Source organism: Bacillus cereus group sp. BfR-BA-01316 (assembly GCF_022664195.1).
Taxonomy (GTDB): Bacteria; Bacillota; Bacilli; order Bacillales; family Bacillaceae_G; genus Bacillus_A.
In genome coordinates, this window is record NZ_JAKUGX010000023.1 from 64,027 (window position 1) to 84,432 (window position 20,406).

Genomic DNA, 20,406 nt, shown 5'->3' on the forward strand with positions numbered 1-20,406 from the left:
ACTATATAATAGAGTAGAGTTCGATGAAAGAATTACTTTGTTTGAAAGGTGTTGGACATACAGCTTGGTTTACTTGTATGCAATGTTAAGGCAACGTTCGGTACTATTATTTTTATTGGTTGTTAACATATTAGGTACAATTTACGGATTCATATGGTATGGAAATCAATTAAAAGAAACCTCACCTATATTTTGGCCGTTTGTACCAGATAGCCCTATGGCGACTCTCTTTTTTGTCTTTGTTTTAATTGCTTTTTTGATGAAGAAGAACTGGGGGTTAATAGAAGCGTTAGCGATAGTTACTTTAATAAAATATGGTGTTTGGGCTGTTGTTGTAAATGCAATTACGATTTATGTAAAAGGTCCTATTGGCCTTATGGGATATATGTTAATGTTATCTCATTTTGCGATGGCAGTACAGGGAATGTTATATGCTCCGTTTTATCGGATAAAAAAATGGCACTTCACTGTAGCGGGCATATGGGCATTACATAATGATGCAATTGATTATTTATTTTGGCAAATGCCGAGATACGGGATTATGCATTTGTTTGTAGAGAAAATTGGTTATTTTACGTTTTGGTTAAGTATTGCTGTACTGTGTATTACATATTATTATTGCTTACGTGAGAACCGAAAACAGTTTTCTTTATGATGGTGAGGACATTTAGGGGGAGAAAATGAAGAAAAATAAGAGTGGTATAAACATATTGGATCGATTGATCACTTTAGTAGTTTCCTATAGCATAGCATTTTCTGTTTTCGCTCTCGCGACAACGGTAGTTGTATATGGAAAATGGTTGTATTATTTTGAAATTGATTTTTTAAATATTCCAGATTTAGCGGATATGACGAAAGATGAAATTAAGAGAAACTATGATGTGCTTATTACATATTTATCGCCGTTTTATGAAGGTGCATTACAATTGCCGACATTAGATATGTCCACAAATGGACGCATTCATTTTGTAGATGTTAAAAATGTTTTAGTAAAGATTCAATATATAATGTATGGAACGATTGTAATTGCTGTATTAGGAGGAGCGTATTTATTAAAAAAGAAAAAAGAAAAGTTTTTACTTCACGGAGCGATTCTTACAATTATTTTTCCAATAGCTCTTACGTTACCAATTGCTATTAATTTTGAAAAGAGTTTCGTATTATTTCATAAGCTTTTATTTAGCAATGATTATTGGATGTTTGATATTGAAACAGATCCGGTTATTTTAATGTTACCGGAAGAATTCTTTATGCATGCTGCATGTGTTATTTTATTATTGATTTTAGGTGGTAGCATACTTTGTTACAGTGTGTATAAATATTTAGTGAAAAAGAAAAGGGTTTCAAAGAAAAAATTCTCTGTTTAAAGAGAATTTTTTTGTTTTCATAGAGATAATATATTTTTTGGTTTTGTTCTGTTCTATTCTTGTCCAATTCCACATATTTTGTACTAGTAGTTATAGGGGGGACCGGGATGAAGAGAACATTAATTGGACTGATAGCATTTCTAATTATAATGTTTCCAGTACGTATATATGCTGAAGAGTGGAGTGAACTAACTGGATTGCTAGATGACTCTTTACAGTTAGTGAAGAAAAAAGAAGATGAGAAGGCAATACAAGTACTGCACCATTTCTCAGAGCAGTTTCTATCAAAGGAGAATGAAAAAAATTCAAAAGTAATTCCGGGACAAATTAGAGTCGTTTCTTTAGCATACGATAAGGCGAAACAATCTCTCTCGGAAGATTTAGATAGGCAAGTTAAAGTTGATAATGTGTTAGCGTTACAACTAGCTGTTGATGCGCAAGTATCTAAATATCAGCCACTTTGGATGGAAAGAGAAAGAAAGATAATGAATGCTTTTTCTCAAGTAGAAAAAGCGATGAAAAAAGACGATGATGGACAATTCCAACAGACGCTAAATACATTTTTAAATGAATTTAATATTATTTATCCTAGTTTAATGATTGCTCTGCCAGAAAACGAAGCGCAGCGTGTAAATGCACATTTATCTTATTTGGATGAATTTCGTAACGTTATGTTAAAAACGAAAGGTGGGCAAATGCAACTAGGGATTATTAAAGGTGATTTGCAAAAAATATTTCATACAGTAAAAAAAGATGAGATTGCTCCCTCTCTCATTTGGTTTATGACAATTACTGGAGGACTTATTTTGTTCACTTTAACGTATGTTGGATGGAGAAAGTATAAAGGGGAGAGGGAGAAGCGGAGAAGTAACTTGCATTCTAAAGATAGATAATGCGTATAAATAAAGATACGGATTGTAAGGTTTATTTATTGACAATGGTGGAAGAAAAAAATAGAATGAGAAGTACTATAATTAAAACTTCAATGGAGGTTTATGATGTTTTATTTAATTTACTTCGCGATCATTTTGATCATACCGTTGTATGCACAGTCAAAAGTACGTAGTGCCTATAGCAAGTATTCACAAGTTTATTCAACATCAGGTATGACAGGAGCGGAAGTGGCTCGAAAAATTTTAGATGAAAATGGATTGTACAATGTAGCCGTAGAAGAAACGCCAGGTCATTTGTCAGATCATTATGACCCGCGTGTAAAGACGGTTAGATTATCGACAGATAACTATTATGGTCATTCAGTTGCTGGTACAGCTGTAGCAGCACATGAAGTAGGACACGCAATTCAAGATGCGAAAGACTATAACTTTATGCGTGTACGCCATTCGTTAGTGCCAGTTGCTAATTTTGGTTCAAACATGTCATGGGTTTTTGTCCTAATTGGTGTATTTGCACAAATGTCTGGTTTGTTGTTACTAGGAATTATTTTAATGGCAGCAGGTGTTATTTTCCAACTTGTTACATTACCAGTTGAGTTTGATGCATCAAAACGTGCAATGCAACAAATTGAAGCACTTGGTATCGTATCGACAGATGAGTACGGTCAAGCTCGTAAAGTATTAAATGCGGCAGCATTAACATATGTAGCAGCAGCAGCTGTAGCGGTATTTGAATTATTACGTCTCGTATTAATTTATACTGGTATGCAGCGTAGCGACGATTAAAGACTATCAATTATGATAGTCTTTTTTTGTTTTGTGGATTGAATCTTATAACATGTTACGAATGGAAATAATAGAGAGAATATGGGGTATAGAACTAGTTAAAATAAAGATAAGTATGGAATGATGAAAGAAGGTGACGGACATAGAATATCCAGATTATTTAGTTAAACAAGTGAAGGAGCGTAGTGCTATATACCAATTAGAAGGTTTTTTAAGTGGACAGGGCCCTAGAAATCCAAAATTAATGCTTGTTGGAGAAGCACCTGGTGAAACAGAAATTCATAATGGTATCCCGTTTAGCGGGAAAGCTGGAAAACATTTAATGGAGTTTTTAGAACGTATTCACGTTACAAGGGAAGAAGTGTATATTACGAGTGCGGTTCGGAGTAGACCTTATAAATGGAGAGAGAAAAGGGAACGAAATGGCGAAATAATACAGAGGAAGTACAATAGAACACCGAATCAAGGTGAGATACTTGCCCATGCACCTTTGTTAGATTATGAACTGGAATTTATACAGCAGCCGGTTATTGTCACACTTGGTAATATTGCATTACAGCGTTTAGTTGGTAAAAATAATAAAATTACGGATGTTCATGGAGAATTGTTAAAGCAACCTGTGCAGCGATTGAAAGATAGCAGCAGTACAGAATTTATTTGGTCAGAAAAAGAATATCATATTTTTCCGACCTTTCATCCAGCTTCTATTTTCTATAATCGGAGTTTATTGGAGCTTATTTATGAGGATTTGGAGAAACTTAAAAGATTTGTAATAAAAAACCAGAAAAGTTAAAGAGCTTTTCTAGTTGAATTTAATTATGTAACGGTTTTTTATTTTCATCTAATGTAAATCCTTCACCAACAACATCGTGTACATCACTTACAGCGACAAAGGCATGTGGATCTACTGAAATAATGATATTTTTTAATTTTACGATTTCATTTTTAGCAACAACACAATATAGTACATTACGTTCTAATTTTGTATAGGATCCAACTGCTTTTAAAAAGGTTGCTCCGCGCTCCATTTCGGATAAAATTTTTGCAGCAATTTCATCGTTTTTATCAGAAATAATAGTTGCTCCTTTTGCTGCATAAGCTCCTTCTTGCATGAAATCAATAACCTTAGCCCCGATAAAAACAGCAACTAACGTATACATGCCTTCACGGTATGATAAATATGTAAGAATAGAGATAATGATAACGACCGCATCAAACATAAACATCGTTTTTCCCATACTCCAGCCAACATATTTGTGAGCTAGCCTTGCGATAATATCAACACCCCCAGTAGTCCCGCCGTATTTGAATATAATTCCAAGTCCTATACCGATAAATGCCCCAGCGAATAAAGCAGCCAGTGTCATATCATTTTGCAAGTTTAAATGTAAGTTGAGAACCTCGTAGCGCTGAAACACCCAAAGGAATAAAGAGACGCTAAATGTACCGATTAATGTGTATAAAAATGTTGTTCGGCCGAGTAACTTCCAACCGATGAAAAATATAGGAATATTTAAAATTAAGTTTGTATAGGAAGGGTCAAACGAAAATAGAAAATATAATAATAGCGTAATGCCGGTAAAGCCACCCTCTGCAAGGTGGTTTTCAATATTGATATTCACAATACCGAAAGAGAAAATAGCGGAACCTAATAAAATAAATATAATATTTCGAATATTCAAGTTTGTTTTCATGTAGATAGCCCCCTAATTATGTAATGATTTGCGTTGCTCCGCTTAAACGATAAAACATAATGATAAGTTATTTCTAGTTGCTGGTAAAAATAGTAAACGACGTAAGAGCCCGATTGGTTTAGGCTGATTTTTTGCAGAAAGTAAGCAAAAGAAAGTTTCACGTTACCCCATCCCAACGGCTGGTAGAGGATAAAGCGAAGAAGAAAGAGCAAACCAGCCGTAGGAACCCGATTAGTTCGGGCTAATCTTTTGCAAAAATCATGCAAAAGAAAGTTTCACTTTATTATAGTCTATCCGAAAAAACGTGGCAAATAGGCAAATGTGGGGGAATAATATTTGTCAAATCGCGATGAATTGGCTAACATGAAAGAGGAAGGAATAGAGGTGACTAGTATGGAAGCAAAAACGATGAAAGATATGCAGAAGGAAGTAGATGCATATATCGGCCAATTTAAAGAAGGTTATTTTAGTCCGCTTGCAATGATGGCCCGTTTAACTGAAGAAATGGGAGAGCTTGCAAGAGAGGTTAATCATTATTATGGTGAGAAACCGAAGAAAACGACTGAGATAGAGCGAAGTATTGAGGAAGAGCTTGGAGATGTGTTATTTGTTATGATTTGTATGGCAAATAGTTTAAATATTGATTTAGAAACAGCGCATAACATTGTAATGAATAAATTTAATACACGTGATAAAGATCGCTGGACACGTATTGATGAGGGAGAGAAAGACGCATGAAAGAAATTAAAATAATTATCGCTGGACCACGAGGACGTATGGGACATGAAGCAGTCCTTCTTATGGAAAGAACAGCGCATTTCAATTTAGTAGCAGCAATTGATTATAAGTATGGCGGAGAGAAAATCGCTGATTTACCTGGAATGCCAGCGCTAGATGCACCTATTTATGCGGATTTACATACTTGTTTAGATGAAGTAGAAGCAGATGTATTGTTAGATTTAACAACACCAGAAGTTGGAAAGAAACATGTGACACTTGCAGTTGAACGTGGACTTCGATCTGTTATTGGTACGACTGGATTTACAGAAGAAGAGCTTAAACATTTAACGGAAACTGCGAAAGAAAAAGAAGTGGGAACAATCATTGCTCCAAACTTTGCGATTGGTGCAGTACTTATGATGAAGTTCTCTCAAATGGCAGCGAAGTACTTCCAAGATGTTGAAGTAATTGAATTGCATCACGATCAAAAGTTAGATGCACCATCTGGTACAGCTGTAAAAACAGTAGAATTAATCCGTCAAAACCGTGAACCAAAGCAGCAAGGTCATCCAAATGAAATCGAACAACTAGAAGGTGCACGTGGTGCAAATGTAGACGGTATTCACATTCATAGCGTACGTCTACCAGGGCTTATTGCGCACCAAGAAGTAATGTTCGGCGGAGATGGACAAATGTTAACAGTTCGTCATGATTCATTCAACCGTGCATCATTTATGTCAGGTGTAAAACTATCAATTGAAACAGTAATGAACCTTAATCATCTTGTGTACGGTTTAGAAAATATTATCGACTAAAGGGGAGACAACGGATGAAAATTGCCTTAATCGCACATGACAAAAAGAAAGATGATATGGTTTCGTTCGCATACGCATATAAACCAATTTTTGAAAAACATGAACTTTTTGCAACAGGAACGACAGGACTTCGTATTATGGAGGCAACTGGTTTAGTTGTAACAAGATATCAATCTGGTCCTCTTGGTGGCGATCAAGAAATTGGTGCAATGATTGCAAAAAATGAGATGGATATGGTGATTTTTTTCCGGGATCCACTAACAGCGCAGCCGCATGAACCAGATGTCAATGCGTTACTTCGTTTATGTGATGTATACGCCATCCCACTAGCAACGAATATGGCAAGTGCTGAAATGTTAATGCATGCATTAGAGCGGGGAGATTTAGATTACCGAAAGTTAAGAAAATGAGGGGAACAATTATGAGTGGATTACATATATTAGCGTTTGGTGCTCATGCCGATGATGTGGAAATCGGCATGGCAGGTACCATTGCAAAGTATACGAAGCAAGGCTATGAAGTAGGCATTTGCGATTTAACAGAAGCTGATCTTTCTTCAAATGGAACGGTAGAACTGAGAAAAGAAGAAGCAAAGGCTGCAGCTCGTATTATGGGAGTAAAAACGAGAATTAATTTAGCAATGCCAGACCGTGGTTTGTATATGAAAGAAGAATATATACGTGAAATTGTAAAGATTATTCGTACATATAAACCAACACTAATTTTTGCACCATATTACGAAGATCGTCATCCAGACCATGCTAATTGCGCGAAACTTGTGGAAGAGGCTATCTTTTCAGCGGGAATTCGTAAATATATGCCTGAACTTCTGCCGCACCGTGTAGAGTCTTTTTATAATTATATGATTAATGGTTTTCATAAACCGAATTTTTGTATAGATATTAGTGAATACCTTTCTAAAAAGGTGGAAGCGTTAGAAGCGTATGAAAGTCAGTTTTCAACAGGGAGTGATGGTGTTAAGACGCCATTAACCGAAGGATACGTTGAAACTGTAATCGCTCGGGAGAAGATGTTTGGGAAAGAAGTTGGAGTGCTGTATGCCGAAGGATTTATGAGTAAGAAACCCGTTTTAATACATGCTGATTTAATAGGGGGATGTAAATGAAATTGAAAATAGGTATTACATGTTATCCTTCTGTAGGTGGTTCTGGGGTTGTTGGGACAGAGTTAGGAAAGCAATTGGCGGAACGCGGGCATGAAATTCATTTTATTACATCGGGTGTACCATTTCGGTTGAATAAAGTGTACCCGAACATTTATTTTCACGAAGTAACAGTAAATCAATATTCTGTTTTTCAATATCCACCTTACGATTTAGCACTAGCGAGTAAAATGGCAGAGGTTGCTCAAAGAGAAAACCTTGATATTTTACATGTGCATTATGCAATCCCTCATGCTATTTGTGCATATTTAGCAAAACAAATGATTGGGGAGCGTATTAAAATTGTTACAACCTTACATGGAACGGATATTACTGTGTTAGGTTCCGACCCTTCGTTAAATAATTTAATTCGCTTTGGTATTGAACAATCTGATGTTGTTACAGCTGTGTCACATTCGTTAATTGAAGAAACGAATGAACTTGTAAAACCAGATAAAGAAATTGAGACGGTATACAATTTTGTAGACGAACGTGTTTATTTCAAACGTGATATGTCTCAATTAAGAAAAGAATATGGTATACGAGAAAATGAAAAAGTGTTGATTCATATTTCGAATTTCCGAAAGGTTAAGCGTGTACAGGATGTTGTGCAGTCATTTGCCAAAATTGTAAAGGAAGTAGATGCGAAATTGCTTCTTGTTGGTGATGGACCAGAGTTCTGTACTATTTTACAATTGGTGAAAAGTTTACATATTGAGGAACGTGTCTTATTCCTAGGAAAGCAAGATAATGTTGCAGAGCTTCTTGCGATGAGTGATTTAATGCTACTTTTATCAGAAAAGGAAAGTTTTGGTCTCGTTATATTAGAAGCGATGGCGTGTGGTGTGCCTAGTATCGGAACGAGGGTTGGGGGCATTCCAGAGGTCATTCAACATAGTGAAACAGGATATATATGTGAAGTTGGAGATACAGATGGAATAGCTAAGCAAGCAATTCAACTACTAGAAAATGAAGAACTTCACCGTAATATGGGGGAGCGAGCGATGAAATCTGTATATGAGCAGTTTCGTTCGGAAAAAATCGTTTCACAGTATGAAGCGATTTATTATGACATACTAAGGGATGACAAGAATGGAAAGATTTAAAAAAGCTAGTTCAATTATTGAGATATTAAAACAGCACGGACATGAGGCTTACTTCGTTGGTGGAAGTGTACGCGATCTTATTATCGATAGACCGATTGGAGATATCGATATCGCAACATCTGCTTTACCAGAAGAAGTAATGGCTATTTTCCCAAGACATGTTCCGGTTGGTCTTGAGCATGGAACTGTAATTGTTGTAGAAAATGGTGAACCGTATGAGGTAACTACTTTTCGAACAGAAAGCGAATATGAAGATTTTCGGAGACCTAGTAGTGTTCAATTTGTCCGTTCATTAGAAGAGGATTTAAAACGACGTGATTTCACGATGAATGCAATTGCAATGACAGAGGAAGGCGAAATGGTTGATTTATTTGCTGGGCAAGAAGCGATTCGTCTGAAGGAAATTACAACGGTTGGAGATGCTGCAGACCGTTTTCAAGAAGATGCACTGCGAATGATGCGTGGTATTCGGTTCGTAAGTACGTTAGGTTTCTCTTTGGAAATAAAGACGAAACAAGCAATTGAAACGTATGGGCATTTGCTCGAACATATAGCGATTGAAAGAATTACAGTTGAATTTGAAAAATTGTTGACCGGTACATATTGTGTGAATGGTCTTCAAGAGTTAGTAGAAACGAAGCTATTTTCTCATCTGCCATATTTGCAAATGTCAGAAGAAAGACTCTTGAAAGCTACGCAGTATAAATGGGATTCTTTCGAAACAGACGTTGAGGCGTGGGCATTTTTCTTATATTGTATCGGAGAAGAGCATCCATCTGTCTTTTTACGTCAATGGAAGTTCTCGAATAAAAAGATTAAAGATATCGTAGCGGTTTTATTAGCAATTCGTTCTAGAAAGGAGAAGGAGTGGGATACAATCCTTCTTTATAAAACTGGAATTCGCATCGCTGAGATGGCGGAAAGAGTATATGAAGCGATAATAGAAAGTTATAATAGTGCGTCTGTTAAGCAAGTACAATCATTATTTCATGCATTGCCGATAAAAAATCGTCAAGAAATGAATGTGACTGGTAATGATTTATTAAGCTGGGCAGATAAAAAGCCAGGTCCGTGGGTTGCCGAAATGCTTCAAAATATTGAAAAAACAATCGTACAAGGAGATTTAGTTAATAAGAAAGAGAATATAAGGGAGTGGCTACAAAGATGCAATCTACTATAAGAAAGCAGTTATTACAAGTTTTTTCTGAAGCAGATGGTGCATTTGTATCTGGTCAAACACTTAGTGACAAACTTGGCTGTTCGAGAACCGCTGTATGGAAGCATATGGAGGATCTTCGTAATGAAGGGTATGAACTAGAAGCTATACGCCGCTTAGGGTATCGAATTGCTAGTAAACCAGATAAAGTAACTGCTAATGAGATTCAATTAGGATTACAAACAGAGCGTATCGGTAGAACGGTTTATTTTGAAGAATCGGTTGAATCGACTCAGCATATTGCAGCGAGACTTGCTTATGAAGGCGCAGAAGAGGGAACAATTGTCGTTGCTGAAGAACAAACAGCAGGTAGAGGACGTTTAAGTAGAAAATGGTATTCTCCAAAAGGAACAGGAATTTGGATGAGTATTATTTTGCGTCCATCTATTCCAGTTCATCATGCACCACAGCTTACTTTATTAGCAGCTGTTAGCGTAGCGCAAGCAATTGAAAAATGTACCGGTGTAAACGTAGGGATTAAATGGCCAAATGATATTTTAATTCAAGGTAAAAAAGCTGTCGGTATATTAACGGAGATGCAAGCTGATCCAGATAAAATTAATGCTGTTATTATGGGAATTGGCATTAATGCAAATCAGAAACAAGAACATTTTGATGAGGAAATTCAGCAAATTGCAACTTCATTAGCAATTGAATCGGGTAAGCCGATTGTTCGTGCGGAACTTATGCAACAAATTTTCTTGCAACTAGAGAAATTGTATGAAGAGTATTTAAAAAATGGCTTCTCTGTTATTAAAATTCTTTGGGAAAGTTACGCAGTAAGTATCGGAAAAGAAATTACAGCTCGAACGATGAAGGAAACTATTAATGGGCTAGCAAAAGGGATTACGGAGGATGGTGTATTGTTACTTGAGGATCATCAAGGACAAGTGCACCACATTCATTCTGCTGATATAGAAATTAAGTAAAAGAAGTTCCTATTTTGGAGCTTCTTTTTGTCATTTAGATACTAATAAATTTCACATACCGTAATAGGGATAGAAAATTATTTTTTCGAAAAAATGTAGCAATTCCTTTTCAGAGTTTGCTATAATTAGTTCGAATATGGGCAGTATCAAAGCGAACTGCACCATTATTTTACGCAGTATGAAAAAATAATAATTTGGATTCTGCCTTGATCCAATAACGGACTGGGACAGAGGGATGAATAATGCCGACTAACACACAACCCTTCTGCCCTTTTATGGCCAGAGGGGTTTTTTATATGATTTCGGCCATCTCCTCTCTCCTGCATAAAGGAGGAGTAGTTTTTGAAAACAAAAACAGATTTTTTGAAAATGAAAGAGCAAGGTGAGCCGATTACAATGCTAACGGCGTATGATTATCCATCTGCTAAATTAGCAGAAGAAGCTAAAGTCGATATGATTTTAGTGGGTGATTCTCTAGGAATGGTTGTACTTGGGTATGATTCAACAGTTCCAGTAACAGTAGAGGATATGATTCATCATACGAAAGCTGTACGCCGCGGAGCGAAAGAGACGTTTATTGTAACTGATATGCCATTTATGTCTTATCATGTCTCATTGCAAGATACGATGGTTAATGCACGTCGCATTGTTCAAGAGAGCGGGGCACATGCATTAAAGGTAGAAGGTGCTGGAGAAGTTATATCAACTATTCACTACTTAACGCATGCGGGAATTCCCGTTGTGGCGCATTTAGGTTTAACTCCTCAATCTGTAGGAGTGCTAGGTGGGTATAAAGTACAAGGGAAAGATGCTGAAAGTGCAAAAAAATTAATAGAAGATGCAAAGAAATGTGAGGAAGCTGGTGCGATAGCACTTGTGTTAGAGTGTGTGCCAATGCAATTAGCAGAACTTGTTTCAGAGCAGTTAACAATTCCTACAATCGGAATTGGAGCAGGACAAAAAGTAGATGGGCAAGTTCTTGTATACCATGATCTTATCTCGTACGGCGTAAATCGTGTTCCGAAATTTGTGAAGCAATATACGTCTGTTCAAGAGGAGATTGTGCGAGGGATTTCGCAATACGTTACTGAAGTAAAGACAGGGCAATTTCCTGAAGAAAAACATTCATTCACAATGAAAGAGGAAGAGTGCTTAGCGTTATACGGAGGAAAACAATAATGAAAATCATAACTACAGTGCAAGAGATGCAGCAAATTACAAACGAACTTCGTACAAGTGGAAAAAGTATCGGTTTTGTTCCAACGATGGGGTATTTACACGAAGGGCATGCTACGTTACTACGTAAGGCCAGGGAAGAAAATGAAAATGTAGTTTTAAGTGTATTTGTAAATCCACTACAATTTGGACCAAATGAAGATTTAGATCGATACCCACGTGATATTGATAGAGATGAAAATGTAGCAAAAGAAAATGGTGTTGATTATTTATTTTATCCGAGTGTAGAAGAGATGTATCCAGCAGAACAAACGACAACAGTAGAAGTTGTGAAGCGTACCGACGTATTATGTGGCAAACAAAGACCTGGTCATTTCGCTGGTGTTGCGACTGTACTAATGAAACTATTTAATATTACATTGCCAAAGCGTGCTTATTTCGGTATGAAAGATGCACAGCAAGTAGCTGTAATTGAAGGATTCGTAACTGATTTTAATATTCCCGTTACGATCGTACCAGTTGATATTGTAAGGGAAGAAGATGGATTAGCGAAAAGTTCTCGTAATGTGTATTTATCACTAGAAGAACGCGAAGAGGCTCCTCATTTATACCGCAGTCTATGTATAGCGAAAGAACGAATTGAGGCAGGCGAACGTAATCCAGAAATCATTATGAATCTTGTGAAAGAGCATATTGAGAAGTATACGAAAGGCACTGTAGATTATGCTGATTTATATGCATACCCTTCATTAAAAGCAACAAATAAAATTGAAGGAAGAATCATTTTAGCGATTGCAGTTAAGTTTGAAAATGTACGATTAATTGACAATATAACATTAATGGGGAAATAAGGGGGAGCATCTATGTTTCGCACAATGATGAGAGCGAAGTTACATCGCGCAACTGTAACAGAAGCAAATTTAAATTATGTAGGTAGTATTACAATTGATGAAGATTTAATGGATGCGGTCAATATTGTAGAAAATGAAAAAGTACAAATTGTAAATAACAACAATGGGGCTCGCTTAGAGACATATGTTATAAAAGGAGAGCGCGGTAGTGGAGTTGTTTGTTTAAATGGTGCAGCTGCAAGGCTTGTACAACCGGGTGATAAAGTTATTATTATTTGCTATGGTTTAGTGGCAGAAGAAAATATTCATAAACAAGAGCCGAAAATTGCAGTATTAGACGATGATAATCAAATTATTGAAATGTTAGGTGCTGAAAAAGCTGGCACGATATTATAAGTAGGATGGCTATCTCTAATTAAGGAGATAGCTTTTTTGTGCATCTTTTCATTAAGATGAGGTAAAACGTGGTATAGTAACATTATATAATTTTTGTGTTTGATAGGTAAGAAATTGAGGTGTTACATATATGAGTAAGCGTTATGTCGTTGTTGATTTAGAGACGACAGGGAACTCCTGGAAGGATGGGAAGGATAAAATCACCCAAATTGCAGCTGTTGTAGTGGAAGATGGAGAGATATTAGAGATTTTTTCATCTTTTATTAATCCGAAGAGAGAGATTCCCCTATTTATTACAGAATTAACTGGGATTGATGAAGATCTTGTAAAACAAGCCCCGTTATTTCGAGATGTAGCCCCGATGATTGTTGAGCTATTACAAGGTGCGGCTTTTGTTGCACATAACGTTCACTTTGATTGGAATTTTTTAAATGAAGAATTAAGGCAGGCTGGATATACAGAAGTACATTGTCCTAAAATTGATACAGTTGAATTGGCGCAAATTCTTTTGCCGACAGCTGATAGTTATAAATTACGTGATTTAGCTAAGCAGCATGAACTAGAGCACGATCAACCACATCGTGCGGACAGTGATGCTCTTGCAACAGCGGAGTTGTTTTTACAATTTTTAAGTGAAATTGAAAAGTTACCACTTGTCACATTACAATCGCTTTATGAATTAAGTGATGTTTTCCAAAGTGATATAGCTGATGTACTTTCTGAAAATATTTTAAAGAAAATGATGCATGGTAAAGAAGAGACAGAGGAGTATGAAGTGTATCGAAATATTGCGCTTCGAAAGCGGAATTATTCTTTAAGCCTCAGTGAAACATGCTCATCTAAATTTGATGCTTTCTTACATAAGACAATGGATAACCTTGAATTGAATATGCCAAAGTTTGAAAAAAGAGAAAGCCAACAGATTATGATGAAGGAAATATATACAGCACTAAGAGATTCTAGGTTTTCACTGATTGAAGCAGGAACAGGTACGGGGAAGACGCTTGCATATTTACTTCCAAGTATTTATTTCGCAAAGAAAAAAGAAGAACCTGTTATTATAAGTACACAAACTGTACAATTGCAACAACAAATACTAGAAAAAGAAATTCCTTTATTAAAGAAAATAATGCCATTTTCATTTGAAGTAGCTCTTCTGAAAGGAAGAAAGCATTATTTGTGTCTACATAAATTTGAATATGCTTTGCAAGAGGAAGAGAAAAATTATGATATGGCGCTCACAAAGGCAAAAATTTTAGTGTGGTTATTGCAAACGGAAACCGGCGATCGTGATGAATTAAATATTCCAGAGGGCGGAAAGTTACTTTGGAACCGTATTTGTAGTGATGCATATAGTCCAGGCGGGATGCAAAGTAACTGGTTTAGTCGTTGTTTTTATCAACGAGCGAAGAATAAAGCATTGTTTGCAGATATTGTTATTACAAATCATGCGTTATTATTTCAAGATTTTTCAAGTGAAGAACCACTGTTTGCTTCATGTGAACATATTATTTTTGATGAAGCTCATCATATCGAGGAAGCGGCGAGTAGAACATTTGGTGAACAGTTCTCATGTATGTATTTTCAATTAGCTTTATCTCGTCTTGGTACTTTAGAAACAGATGATGTGCTTTCTAAAGTATATAAAATGATGAAAAAATCAGAGCAAGCATCTCGGTCGACTTTCCGTATGGTGAGTCATAGTTTGAAGGAATTGAAATTTGATGCGGATGAACTATTCCAAATGTTACGTGCTTTCATATTTAAACAAACAAAGCAGGAACAAGGGATGAGCAATATGCCGCTCATTTATCGATATAACACGGAAGTAGAGAAAGGTAAGTTATGGGATAGCATTACCGAGTTAACAAATCGTTTTGTATATGATGTAAGAAAATTAGTGACTACACTTGAGAAGCAAGTTGATATATTGCAAAGTAAATTAGAATGGGAGATGCATGTTGTTACAGGTGAATTTATGCACTTAATTGAGTTGTTGAGAAAGATGGTACAATCTTTACAATTACTCATTTTAGAAAAAAATTCATACGTGACATGGATGGAGACTGAAACGAAGGGAACGATTCATTCAACAGTTTTATATGCGCAGCCTGTTCATATTAGTGAAAGATTTGCTGATGAATTTTTAACAGAAAAAAAGAGTGTTATTTTCACATCAGCAACGTTAACAGTTAGTGATTCATTCGACTATATAAAAGAGGAGCTAGGTTTGCATGATTTTGCGCCCAATATATTAAAGGTTCCATCACCATTTCGTTTTGAAGAACAAATGAAATTAATGGTTTCAACGGATGTGCCTTTTATTAAGCAAGCAAGTAATGAGGAATATATTGAGTCTGTATCGGCACATATTGCGAAAATAGCGAAAGCTACAAAAGGTAGAATGCTCGTTTTATTTACTTCGTATGAAATGTTGAAAGAAGCGTATACGAATTTGAAAAGTGATGATGCATTAGAAGGATATTTATTATTCACACAAAGTGTGAATAATAAGAGCCGAAGTCGCCTCATTCGTAAATTTCAAGAGTTCGACAAATCGATTTTGTTAGGAACAAGTAGTTTTTGGGAAGGGATAGATATACCTGGAGATGCTCTGAGTTGCCTTGTCATTGTCCGTCTGCCCTTTACGCCTCCTAATCAGCCGATGATGGAAGCGAAAGGAGAGTGGCTAAAAAATCAAGGAGAAGACGTATTCGCTAAGTTAGCGCTCCCGCAAGCGATATTACGTTTCAAACAAGGATTTGGTCGTCTTATTAGAACAAATACAGATACAGGAACGGTATTTGTATTAGATCGTCGTTTGACAAGTTCTTCCTATGGAAAACGGTTTTTACAATCAATCCCAACTGTTCCGCTCTATGAAGGACCGTTAGAAGAATTGTTAGAGCAATTAAAGGAACGGCCAAATAAATAAAATTGGAAGAAAAATACGCCTGAAGTACATTTAAACTTCAGGCGTAAAAAATGTGGGTAGGAGGAATTTTATTTTTCTTACTTCTTGTATATAAAATATATTGCTTTTCGATTTGAAACCTTTTTTTGCTGTACATGTCCTGCTATAATAGATGGGTGATGAAGCAGGGGTTGTAAAGAATGTACTCTTATTGTAACCGCATTGCGTTCTTCTATAATTAGAAATTTTTGTGTAACGGAGGAGTTTTTTCATGGATAAGAAAATCGAAGTCCTATCAACGACGCGTATTAAATATTCGTCTGACTTGTATAAAATTGTTGATAGCTTGAATCGTACGTTAAAAGAGCAGGACCTCATGTTCGGATTAGCATTAGACGAAAAAGATAAAGAAATAGCTGTATTTACGATTTACAGAACGTAGTGATTCAATGAAAAAGTGGATCTTTGCAATCATTATCGTAATCGTTGCTAGCGGAATATATGGGGCGTATGTTTATAATAAAGCAATGGAAAAGAAAATTCCAAAAGAGTCAAAGTCTGTAGAAATTGCAAAAGAAAAAGCAAAGCTTACAAATGTGAAATCTGTTGATTATTTCAACGGAAAAGCTACATATACAATCGTACAAGGTACAGATGAAAAGGGAGAACAACTTATCGTTTGGGTGCCTGAGAAAAAAGGGGATACTGTAGTAAGGAAAAAGAGCGAAGGTATTTCTGAAAAAGAGGCTATACAAAGAACAATGGAACAAGTCGGCAATGAAAGTAAGGAATCAAAAAGAAAGCCGAAAGAAATTCTGAAAGTGAAATTAGGCTTTGAAAAAGATGTACCATTATGGGAAGTTACATATATTGATGATGACAATCGTTATAGTTACTACTATCTTGCATTTGAAGATGGCCAGTTTTTACGACGATACAGCATTGAAAAATAGATGTAGGGGGAACTACAAATGAAATTAGCAAAGCGAGTAGCTGCTTTAACACCATCTGCAACTTTAGAAATTACAGCAAAGGCACAAGCATTAAAAGCAGAGGGTCATGATGTAATTGGATTAGGGGCAGGAGAACCTGACTTTAATACGCCAGAACATATTATGGAAGCCGCACATAAAGCGATGTTAGAAGGACATACGAAATATACACCAACAGGTGGATTACAAGCGTTAAAACTAGAAATCGTTAAGAAATTTACTCGCGATCAAGGAATAGCGTATGATCCATCTGAAATTATTGTATGTAATGGTGCAAAACATGCATTATATACTTTATTCCAAGTGTTACTTGATGAAGGAGATGAGGTTATCATTCCAACTCCTTATTGGGTAAGTTATCCTGAACAAGTAAAGCTTGCTGGTGGTAAACCAGTTTATGTAGAAGGCCTAGAAGACAATGAGTACAAAATTACAGCAAAGCAGCTGCGTGAGGCAATTACAGAGAAAACGAAAGCAGTTATTATTAATTCACCGAGCAATCCAACAGGAATGATTTACAGCAAAGAGGAATTACAACAGCTTGGAGAAGTATGTTTAGAACATGATATCTTAATCGTTTCTGATGAAATTTATGAAAAATTGATTTATGGTGACGCAGAATACACTTCAATTGCCCAGCTTTCTAATGCATTAAAAGAACAAACGCTTATCATTAATGGTGTATCTAAATCTCATTCTATGACAGGATGGCGCATTGGATATGCAGCAGGAAATAAGCAGCTTATTAAAGCGATGACGAACTTAGCGAGTCATAGTACGTCAAACCCTACTTCAATTGCTCAATACGGTGCAATTGCTGCGTATGCAGGCTCACAAGAACCTGTAGAAACGATGCGTCAAGCGTTTGAAGAAAGATTGAACATTATTTATGATAAATTAATTCAAATTCCTGGTTTCACTTGCATCAAACCACAAGGTGCATTTTACTTATTCCCAAATGTAAAAGAAGCTGTGGCTTTAGCTGGATATGACACAGTTGATGACTGGGCAAAGGCATTATTAGAAGAGGAAAAAGTCGCTCTTGTTCCAGGTACAGGATTTGGTGCACCAAATAACGTTCGACTATCGTATGCGACATCTCTTGAGCAAGTAGAGAAAGCATTGGAACGAATTCATACATTTATGAAAAGTAAAGTGCAGGCTTAATCAGCTATTCTTTATATTAAACATAAAAAACCTCCCTACATGTAGGGAGGTTTTTTTGACGAATTGTGGCAAAAAGAAATAGCTAAAGGTGTGTTATACTAGAGAGCGAGGTGTTTGGTGATGAAAAAGAAAATGATGTTACAATGGTTTGAACAGGGAAGCATAGCGATTCCTAAATTGCTTATGATGCATTATAAAAAGCTAGGGTTAAATGAAACGGAATTTATGGTGGTACTTCATGTACACACATTTTTAGAATCAGGTAATTCGTTCCCGACTCCTTCGGAGATTTCAGAACGGATGACGATAACAGAAATGAAATGTATGGAAGTGATTCAGACATTAATTCAAAAAGGTTTTTTAGCACTGGAAGGTGGAAAAAGATCTGAAGCAATGATGTGTGAAAGTTATTCTTTACAACCACTATGGGAAAAAATATTGCACTTTTTAATGAATGAATCTATAGAAGAAGAGCAACAAGAAAAAAAACAAATTCAAGTAAATTTATATACAGTATTTGAAAAAGAATTTGGAAGACCACTTTCACCATTTGAATGTGAAACATTGGGAATGTGGGAAGATCAAGATCAACATCATCCGAATTTAATTCAAGCGGCTCTTCGGGAAGCTGTTATGAGTGGTAAACTTAATTTCAGGTATATTGATCGCATCTTATTTGAGTGGAAAAAGAATGGGATTAAAACGGTAGATCAAGCACAAAATCAAGGCCAGAAATTTAGAGCGAATCAACAACGTACACAACAAACGACAAAACAAGAGACGAAATTTACTGGGAAAGTGCCTTTTTATAACTGGTTGGAGCAGTAATGTAGGAGGAAAGATATGTTGAACAAAACGCAAATTCGTCACTGTCTAGATACAATGGCGGATATGTATCCAGAAGCACATTGTGAATTAATTCATGATAATCCATTTGAACTTGTAATCGCAGTGGCATTATCTGCGCAATGTACAGATGCACTTGTAAATAAAGTGACGAAGAACTTATTTCAAAAATATAAAACACCAGAAGATTATTTAAGTGTGTCTTTAGAAGAATTACAACAAGATATACGTTCAATTGGGTTGTATAGAAATAAGGCAAAAAACATCCAAAAATTATGTCAAATGTTACTTGATGATTATAAAGGGAAAGTTCCAGAAGACCGTGACGAGCTGACGAACTTACCAGGTGTAGGGAGAAAGACAGCGAATGTAGTTGTTTCAGTTGCATTTGGGATTCCAGCAATTGCTGTTGATACGCATGTAGAGAGAGTGAGTAAGCGCTTAGCGATTTGCAGATGGAAAGATTCAGTTTTAGAGGTGGAAAAAACGTTGATGAAGAAAGTTCCAATGGATGAATGGGGAGTGACGCATCATCGTATGATTTTCTTTGGACGTTATCACTGCAAAGCACAACGTCCACAATGTGAAAAGTGCCCGTTATTAGATGTATGCCGTGAAGGGAAAAAGCGGATGAAGGGGAAATAAGGGATGGAGCGAGTGGTAGAAGTACCAAAAACGTTTCGATATGTACCATTTTTTAAAGAGAATGCAAAATCGATTACGTATCATACTGATCAATCTTTTGAAGAAATAATACAAAATACTTATTTTATATTTGATATAGCAAAGCAGTATGAGCCATGGAATGAACTTGAAAAAAGTATTCCAGCGGTGTTAAATACATGGAAAACGAAAAACGAAGAAATTGCTACGCTATTTCGAAACAGAAAAAAACAAGAAGCTGAGAGTCCAATGACTCTTTTTGCAGCTCATATGTTATCAGTCGTATATTGGTTAAATGAACAACCTGTGCCTAGTTTGCATGAGATACAAAAACATATAGATAAATTAGAAATGAAACCTGTTAATTTTATGGAACGATATTCATTTGTTATAAAGAAACCGGGGCATTATCATTCTTATATTCAATTAGCACAGTTATACATCGAAGTAGAAAAGCTATATGCGAAGAAAATCATAACAAAAAAGAAGTCCATTTCTCGTTAGGAGAAATGGACTTCTTTTTATTATGATTCTGTTGTAACAACATTTCCATCTGCGTGCGGAGTAGTATCTCCACCGTGATTCTGTTGTTCCTGTTGTTTACGCTCTTCTTCAGCTTTCTTTTTAGCTTCGTCTTCAGCTTTTTTTCTAGCCTCTTCTTCAGCTTTTTTCTGAGCCTCTTCTTGCTGCTTACGCTGTTCTTCTGCAGCTTT

24 protein-coding genes are annotated in these 20,406 nt (G+C 36.1%); 22 read left to right on the forward strand and 2 right to left on the reverse strand.

What is annotated here, in order from left to right; genetic code table 11:
• Nucleotides 1-64 precede the first annotated feature (64 nt).
• The 5 genes from lhaT (at nucleotide 65) to MR071_RS17260 (ending at nucleotide 3,839) form a co-directional block, all read left to right on the forward strand.
• Nucleotides 65-655, forward strand: a complete 591-nt coding sequence (lhaT, locus tag MR071_RS17240; RefSeq protein WP_242237135.1) for a lipoprotein heptaprenylglyceryl N-acetyltransferase LhaT — start codon at nucleotides 65-67, stop codon at nucleotides 653-655.
• Nucleotides 656-680: 25 nt separating this feature from the next.
• A complete protein-coding gene (lit, locus tag MR071_RS17245) occupies nucleotides 681-1,367 on the forward strand; it encodes a lipoprotein intramolecular transacylase Lit (protein WP_193645900.1) in 687 nt (228 codons plus the stop codon).
• Nucleotides 1,368-1,474: 107 nt separating this feature from the next.
• Nucleotides 1,475-2,260 (forward strand): sporulation protein YpjB, encoded by a 786-nt coding sequence (ypjB, locus tag MR071_RS17250; protein ID WP_242237139.1) that lies wholly within the window; start codon nucleotides 1,475-1,477, stop codon nucleotides 2,258-2,260.
• Between the two features lie 105 nt (nucleotides 2,261-2,365).
• On the forward strand, nucleotides 2,366-3,046 hold the full coding sequence (locus MR071_RS17255) for a zinc metallopeptidase (protein WP_002086606.1): 681 nt from the start codon (nucleotides 2,366-2,368) through the stop codon (nucleotides 3,044-3,046).
• Between the two features lie 133 nt (nucleotides 3,047-3,179).
• Complete coding sequence (locus MR071_RS17260) at nucleotides 3,180-3,839, forward strand: uracil-DNA glycosylase (protein WP_142395718.1); 660 nt, start codon at nucleotides 3,180-3,182, stop codon at nucleotides 3,837-3,839.
• Nucleotides 3,840-3,858: 19 nt separating this feature from the next.
• Here MR071_RS17260 and MR071_RS17265 read toward each other — a convergent pair whose 3' ends face one another.
• A complete protein-coding gene (locus tag MR071_RS17265) occupies nucleotides 3,859-4,740 on the reverse strand; it encodes a YitT family protein (protein WP_242237140.1) in 882 nt (293 codons plus the stop codon).
• Nucleotides 4,741-5,133: 393 nt separating this feature from the next.
• Between MR071_RS17265 and MR071_RS17270 the strand changes: the two genes are divergently transcribed.
• From MR071_RS17270 to MR071_RS17350, 17 genes are all read left to right on the forward strand, one after another.
• Nucleotides 5,134-5,478, forward strand: a complete 345-nt coding sequence (locus tag MR071_RS17270) for a nucleotide pyrophosphohydrolase (RefSeq protein WP_105584312.1) — start codon at nucleotides 5,134-5,136, stop codon at nucleotides 5,476-5,478.
• A complete protein-coding gene (dapB, locus tag MR071_RS17275; protein ID WP_242237143.1) occupies nucleotides 5,475-6,275 on the forward strand; it encodes a dihydrodipicolinate reductase in 801 nt (266 codons plus the stop codon). The genes MR071_RS17270 and dapB overlap by 4 nt, the downstream gene beginning before the upstream one ends.
• A gap of 14 nt (nucleotides 6,276-6,289) precedes the next feature.
• Nucleotides 6,290-6,685 carry a methylglyoxal synthase gene (gene mgsA, locus MR071_RS17280; RefSeq protein ID WP_000684753.1) on the forward strand — a complete coding sequence of 132 codons (396 nt, stop codon included), beginning with the start codon at nucleotides 6,290-6,292 and terminating at the stop codon, nucleotides 6,683-6,685.
• An 11-nt stretch (nucleotides 6,686-6,696) separates the two neighbouring features.
• Nucleotides 6,697-7,401 carry a bacillithiol biosynthesis deacetylase BshB1 gene (bshB1, locus tag MR071_RS17285; RefSeq protein ID WP_242237146.1) on the forward strand — a complete coding sequence of 235 codons (705 nt, stop codon included), beginning with the start codon at nucleotides 6,697-6,699 and terminating at the stop codon, nucleotides 7,399-7,401.
• Nucleotides 7,398-8,543, forward strand: coding sequence for an N-acetyl-alpha-D-glucosaminyl L-malate synthase BshA (bshA, locus tag MR071_RS17290; RefSeq protein ID WP_242237152.1), 1,146 nt, complete (start codon nucleotides 7,398-7,400; stop codon nucleotides 8,541-8,543). Before bshB1 ends, bshA begins: the two co-directional genes overlap by 4 nt.
• Nucleotides 8,530-9,723: a CCA tRNA nucleotidyltransferase gene (locus MR071_RS17295; protein ID WP_242237155.1), complete on the forward strand. Its 1,194-nt coding sequence runs from the start codon at nucleotides 8,530-8,532 to the stop codon at nucleotides 9,721-9,723. Before bshA ends, MR071_RS17295 begins: the two co-directional genes overlap by 14 nt.
• Nucleotides 9,708-10,688, forward strand: coding sequence for a biotin--[acetyl-CoA-carboxylase] ligase (locus MR071_RS17300; RefSeq protein ID WP_105583997.1), 981 nt, complete (start codon nucleotides 9,708-9,710; stop codon nucleotides 10,686-10,688). Before MR071_RS17295 ends, MR071_RS17300 begins: the two co-directional genes overlap by 16 nt.
• A 342-nt stretch (nucleotides 10,689-11,030) precedes the next feature.
• The gene (panB, locus tag MR071_RS17305; protein ID WP_242237158.1) at nucleotides 11,031-11,867 is read left to right on the forward strand and encodes a 3-methyl-2-oxobutanoate hydroxymethyltransferase; all 837 of its coding nucleotides are present in this window, start codon (nucleotides 11,031-11,033) and stop codon (nucleotides 11,865-11,867) included.
• Nucleotides 11,867-12,715 carry a pantoate--beta-alanine ligase gene (gene panC / locus MR071_RS17310; protein ID WP_105583995.1) on the forward strand — a complete coding sequence of 283 codons (849 nt, stop codon included), beginning with the start codon at nucleotides 11,867-11,869 and terminating at the stop codon, nucleotides 12,713-12,715. The genes panB and panC overlap by 1 nt, the downstream gene beginning before the upstream one ends.
• Nucleotides 12,716-12,727: 12 nt before the next feature.
• Entirely contained in the window at nucleotides 12,728-13,111 is a 384-nt protein-coding gene (gene panD, locus MR071_RS17315; RefSeq protein WP_000490176.1) for an aspartate 1-decarboxylase, read from the forward strand.
• Nucleotides 13,112-13,241: 130 nt separating this feature from the next.
• Nucleotides 13,242-16,046 carry an ATP-dependent DNA helicase DinG gene (gene dinG / locus MR071_RS17320; protein WP_242237160.1) on the forward strand — a complete coding sequence of 935 codons (2,805 nt, stop codon included), beginning with the start codon at nucleotides 13,242-13,244 and terminating at the stop codon, nucleotides 16,044-16,046.
• A 250-nt stretch (nucleotides 16,047-16,296) separates the two neighbouring features.
• A complete protein-coding gene (locus MR071_RS17325) occupies nucleotides 16,297-16,467 on the forward strand; it encodes a YpmA family protein (RefSeq protein WP_000358351.1) in 171 nt (56 codons plus the stop codon).
• Nucleotides 16,468-16,474: 7 nt separating this feature from the next.
• Entirely contained in the window at nucleotides 16,475-16,978 is a 504-nt protein-coding gene (locus tag MR071_RS17330; RefSeq protein ID WP_242237163.1) for a cell wall elongation regulator TseB-like domain-containing protein, read from the forward strand.
• 18 nt (nucleotides 16,979-16,996) lie between these two features.
• Nucleotides 16,997-18,184 carry an aspartate transaminase AspB gene (aspB, locus tag MR071_RS17335; RefSeq protein WP_242237166.1) on the forward strand — a complete coding sequence of 396 codons (1,188 nt, stop codon included), beginning with the start codon at nucleotides 16,997-16,999 and terminating at the stop codon, nucleotides 18,182-18,184.
• Nucleotides 18,185-18,304: 120 nt separating this feature from the next.
• Nucleotides 18,305-19,012 (forward strand): DNA replication protein DnaD, encoded by a 708-nt coding sequence (gene dnaD / locus MR071_RS17340; RefSeq protein ID WP_242237168.1) that lies wholly within the window; start codon nucleotides 18,305-18,307, stop codon nucleotides 19,010-19,012.
• A 15-nt stretch (nucleotides 19,013-19,027) separates the two neighbouring features.
• On the forward strand, nucleotides 19,028-19,675 hold the full coding sequence (gene nth / locus MR071_RS17345) for an endonuclease III (protein WP_242237171.1): 648 nt from the start codon (nucleotides 19,028-19,030) through the stop codon (nucleotides 19,673-19,675).
• Between the two features lie 3 nt (nucleotides 19,676-19,678).
• The gene (locus tag MR071_RS17350; protein ID WP_242237173.1) at nucleotides 19,679-20,197 is read left to right on the forward strand and encodes a YpoC family protein; all 519 of its coding nucleotides are present in this window, start codon (nucleotides 19,679-19,681) and stop codon (nucleotides 20,195-20,197) included.
• Between the two features lie 20 nt (nucleotides 20,198-20,217).
• Here MR071_RS17350 and MR071_RS17355 read toward each other — a convergent pair.
• Nucleotides 20,218-20,406, reverse strand: a 189-nt coding sequence (locus MR071_RS17355) for a hypothetical protein (RefSeq protein ID WP_375337514.1), incomplete at its 5' end; no start/stop codon positions are given.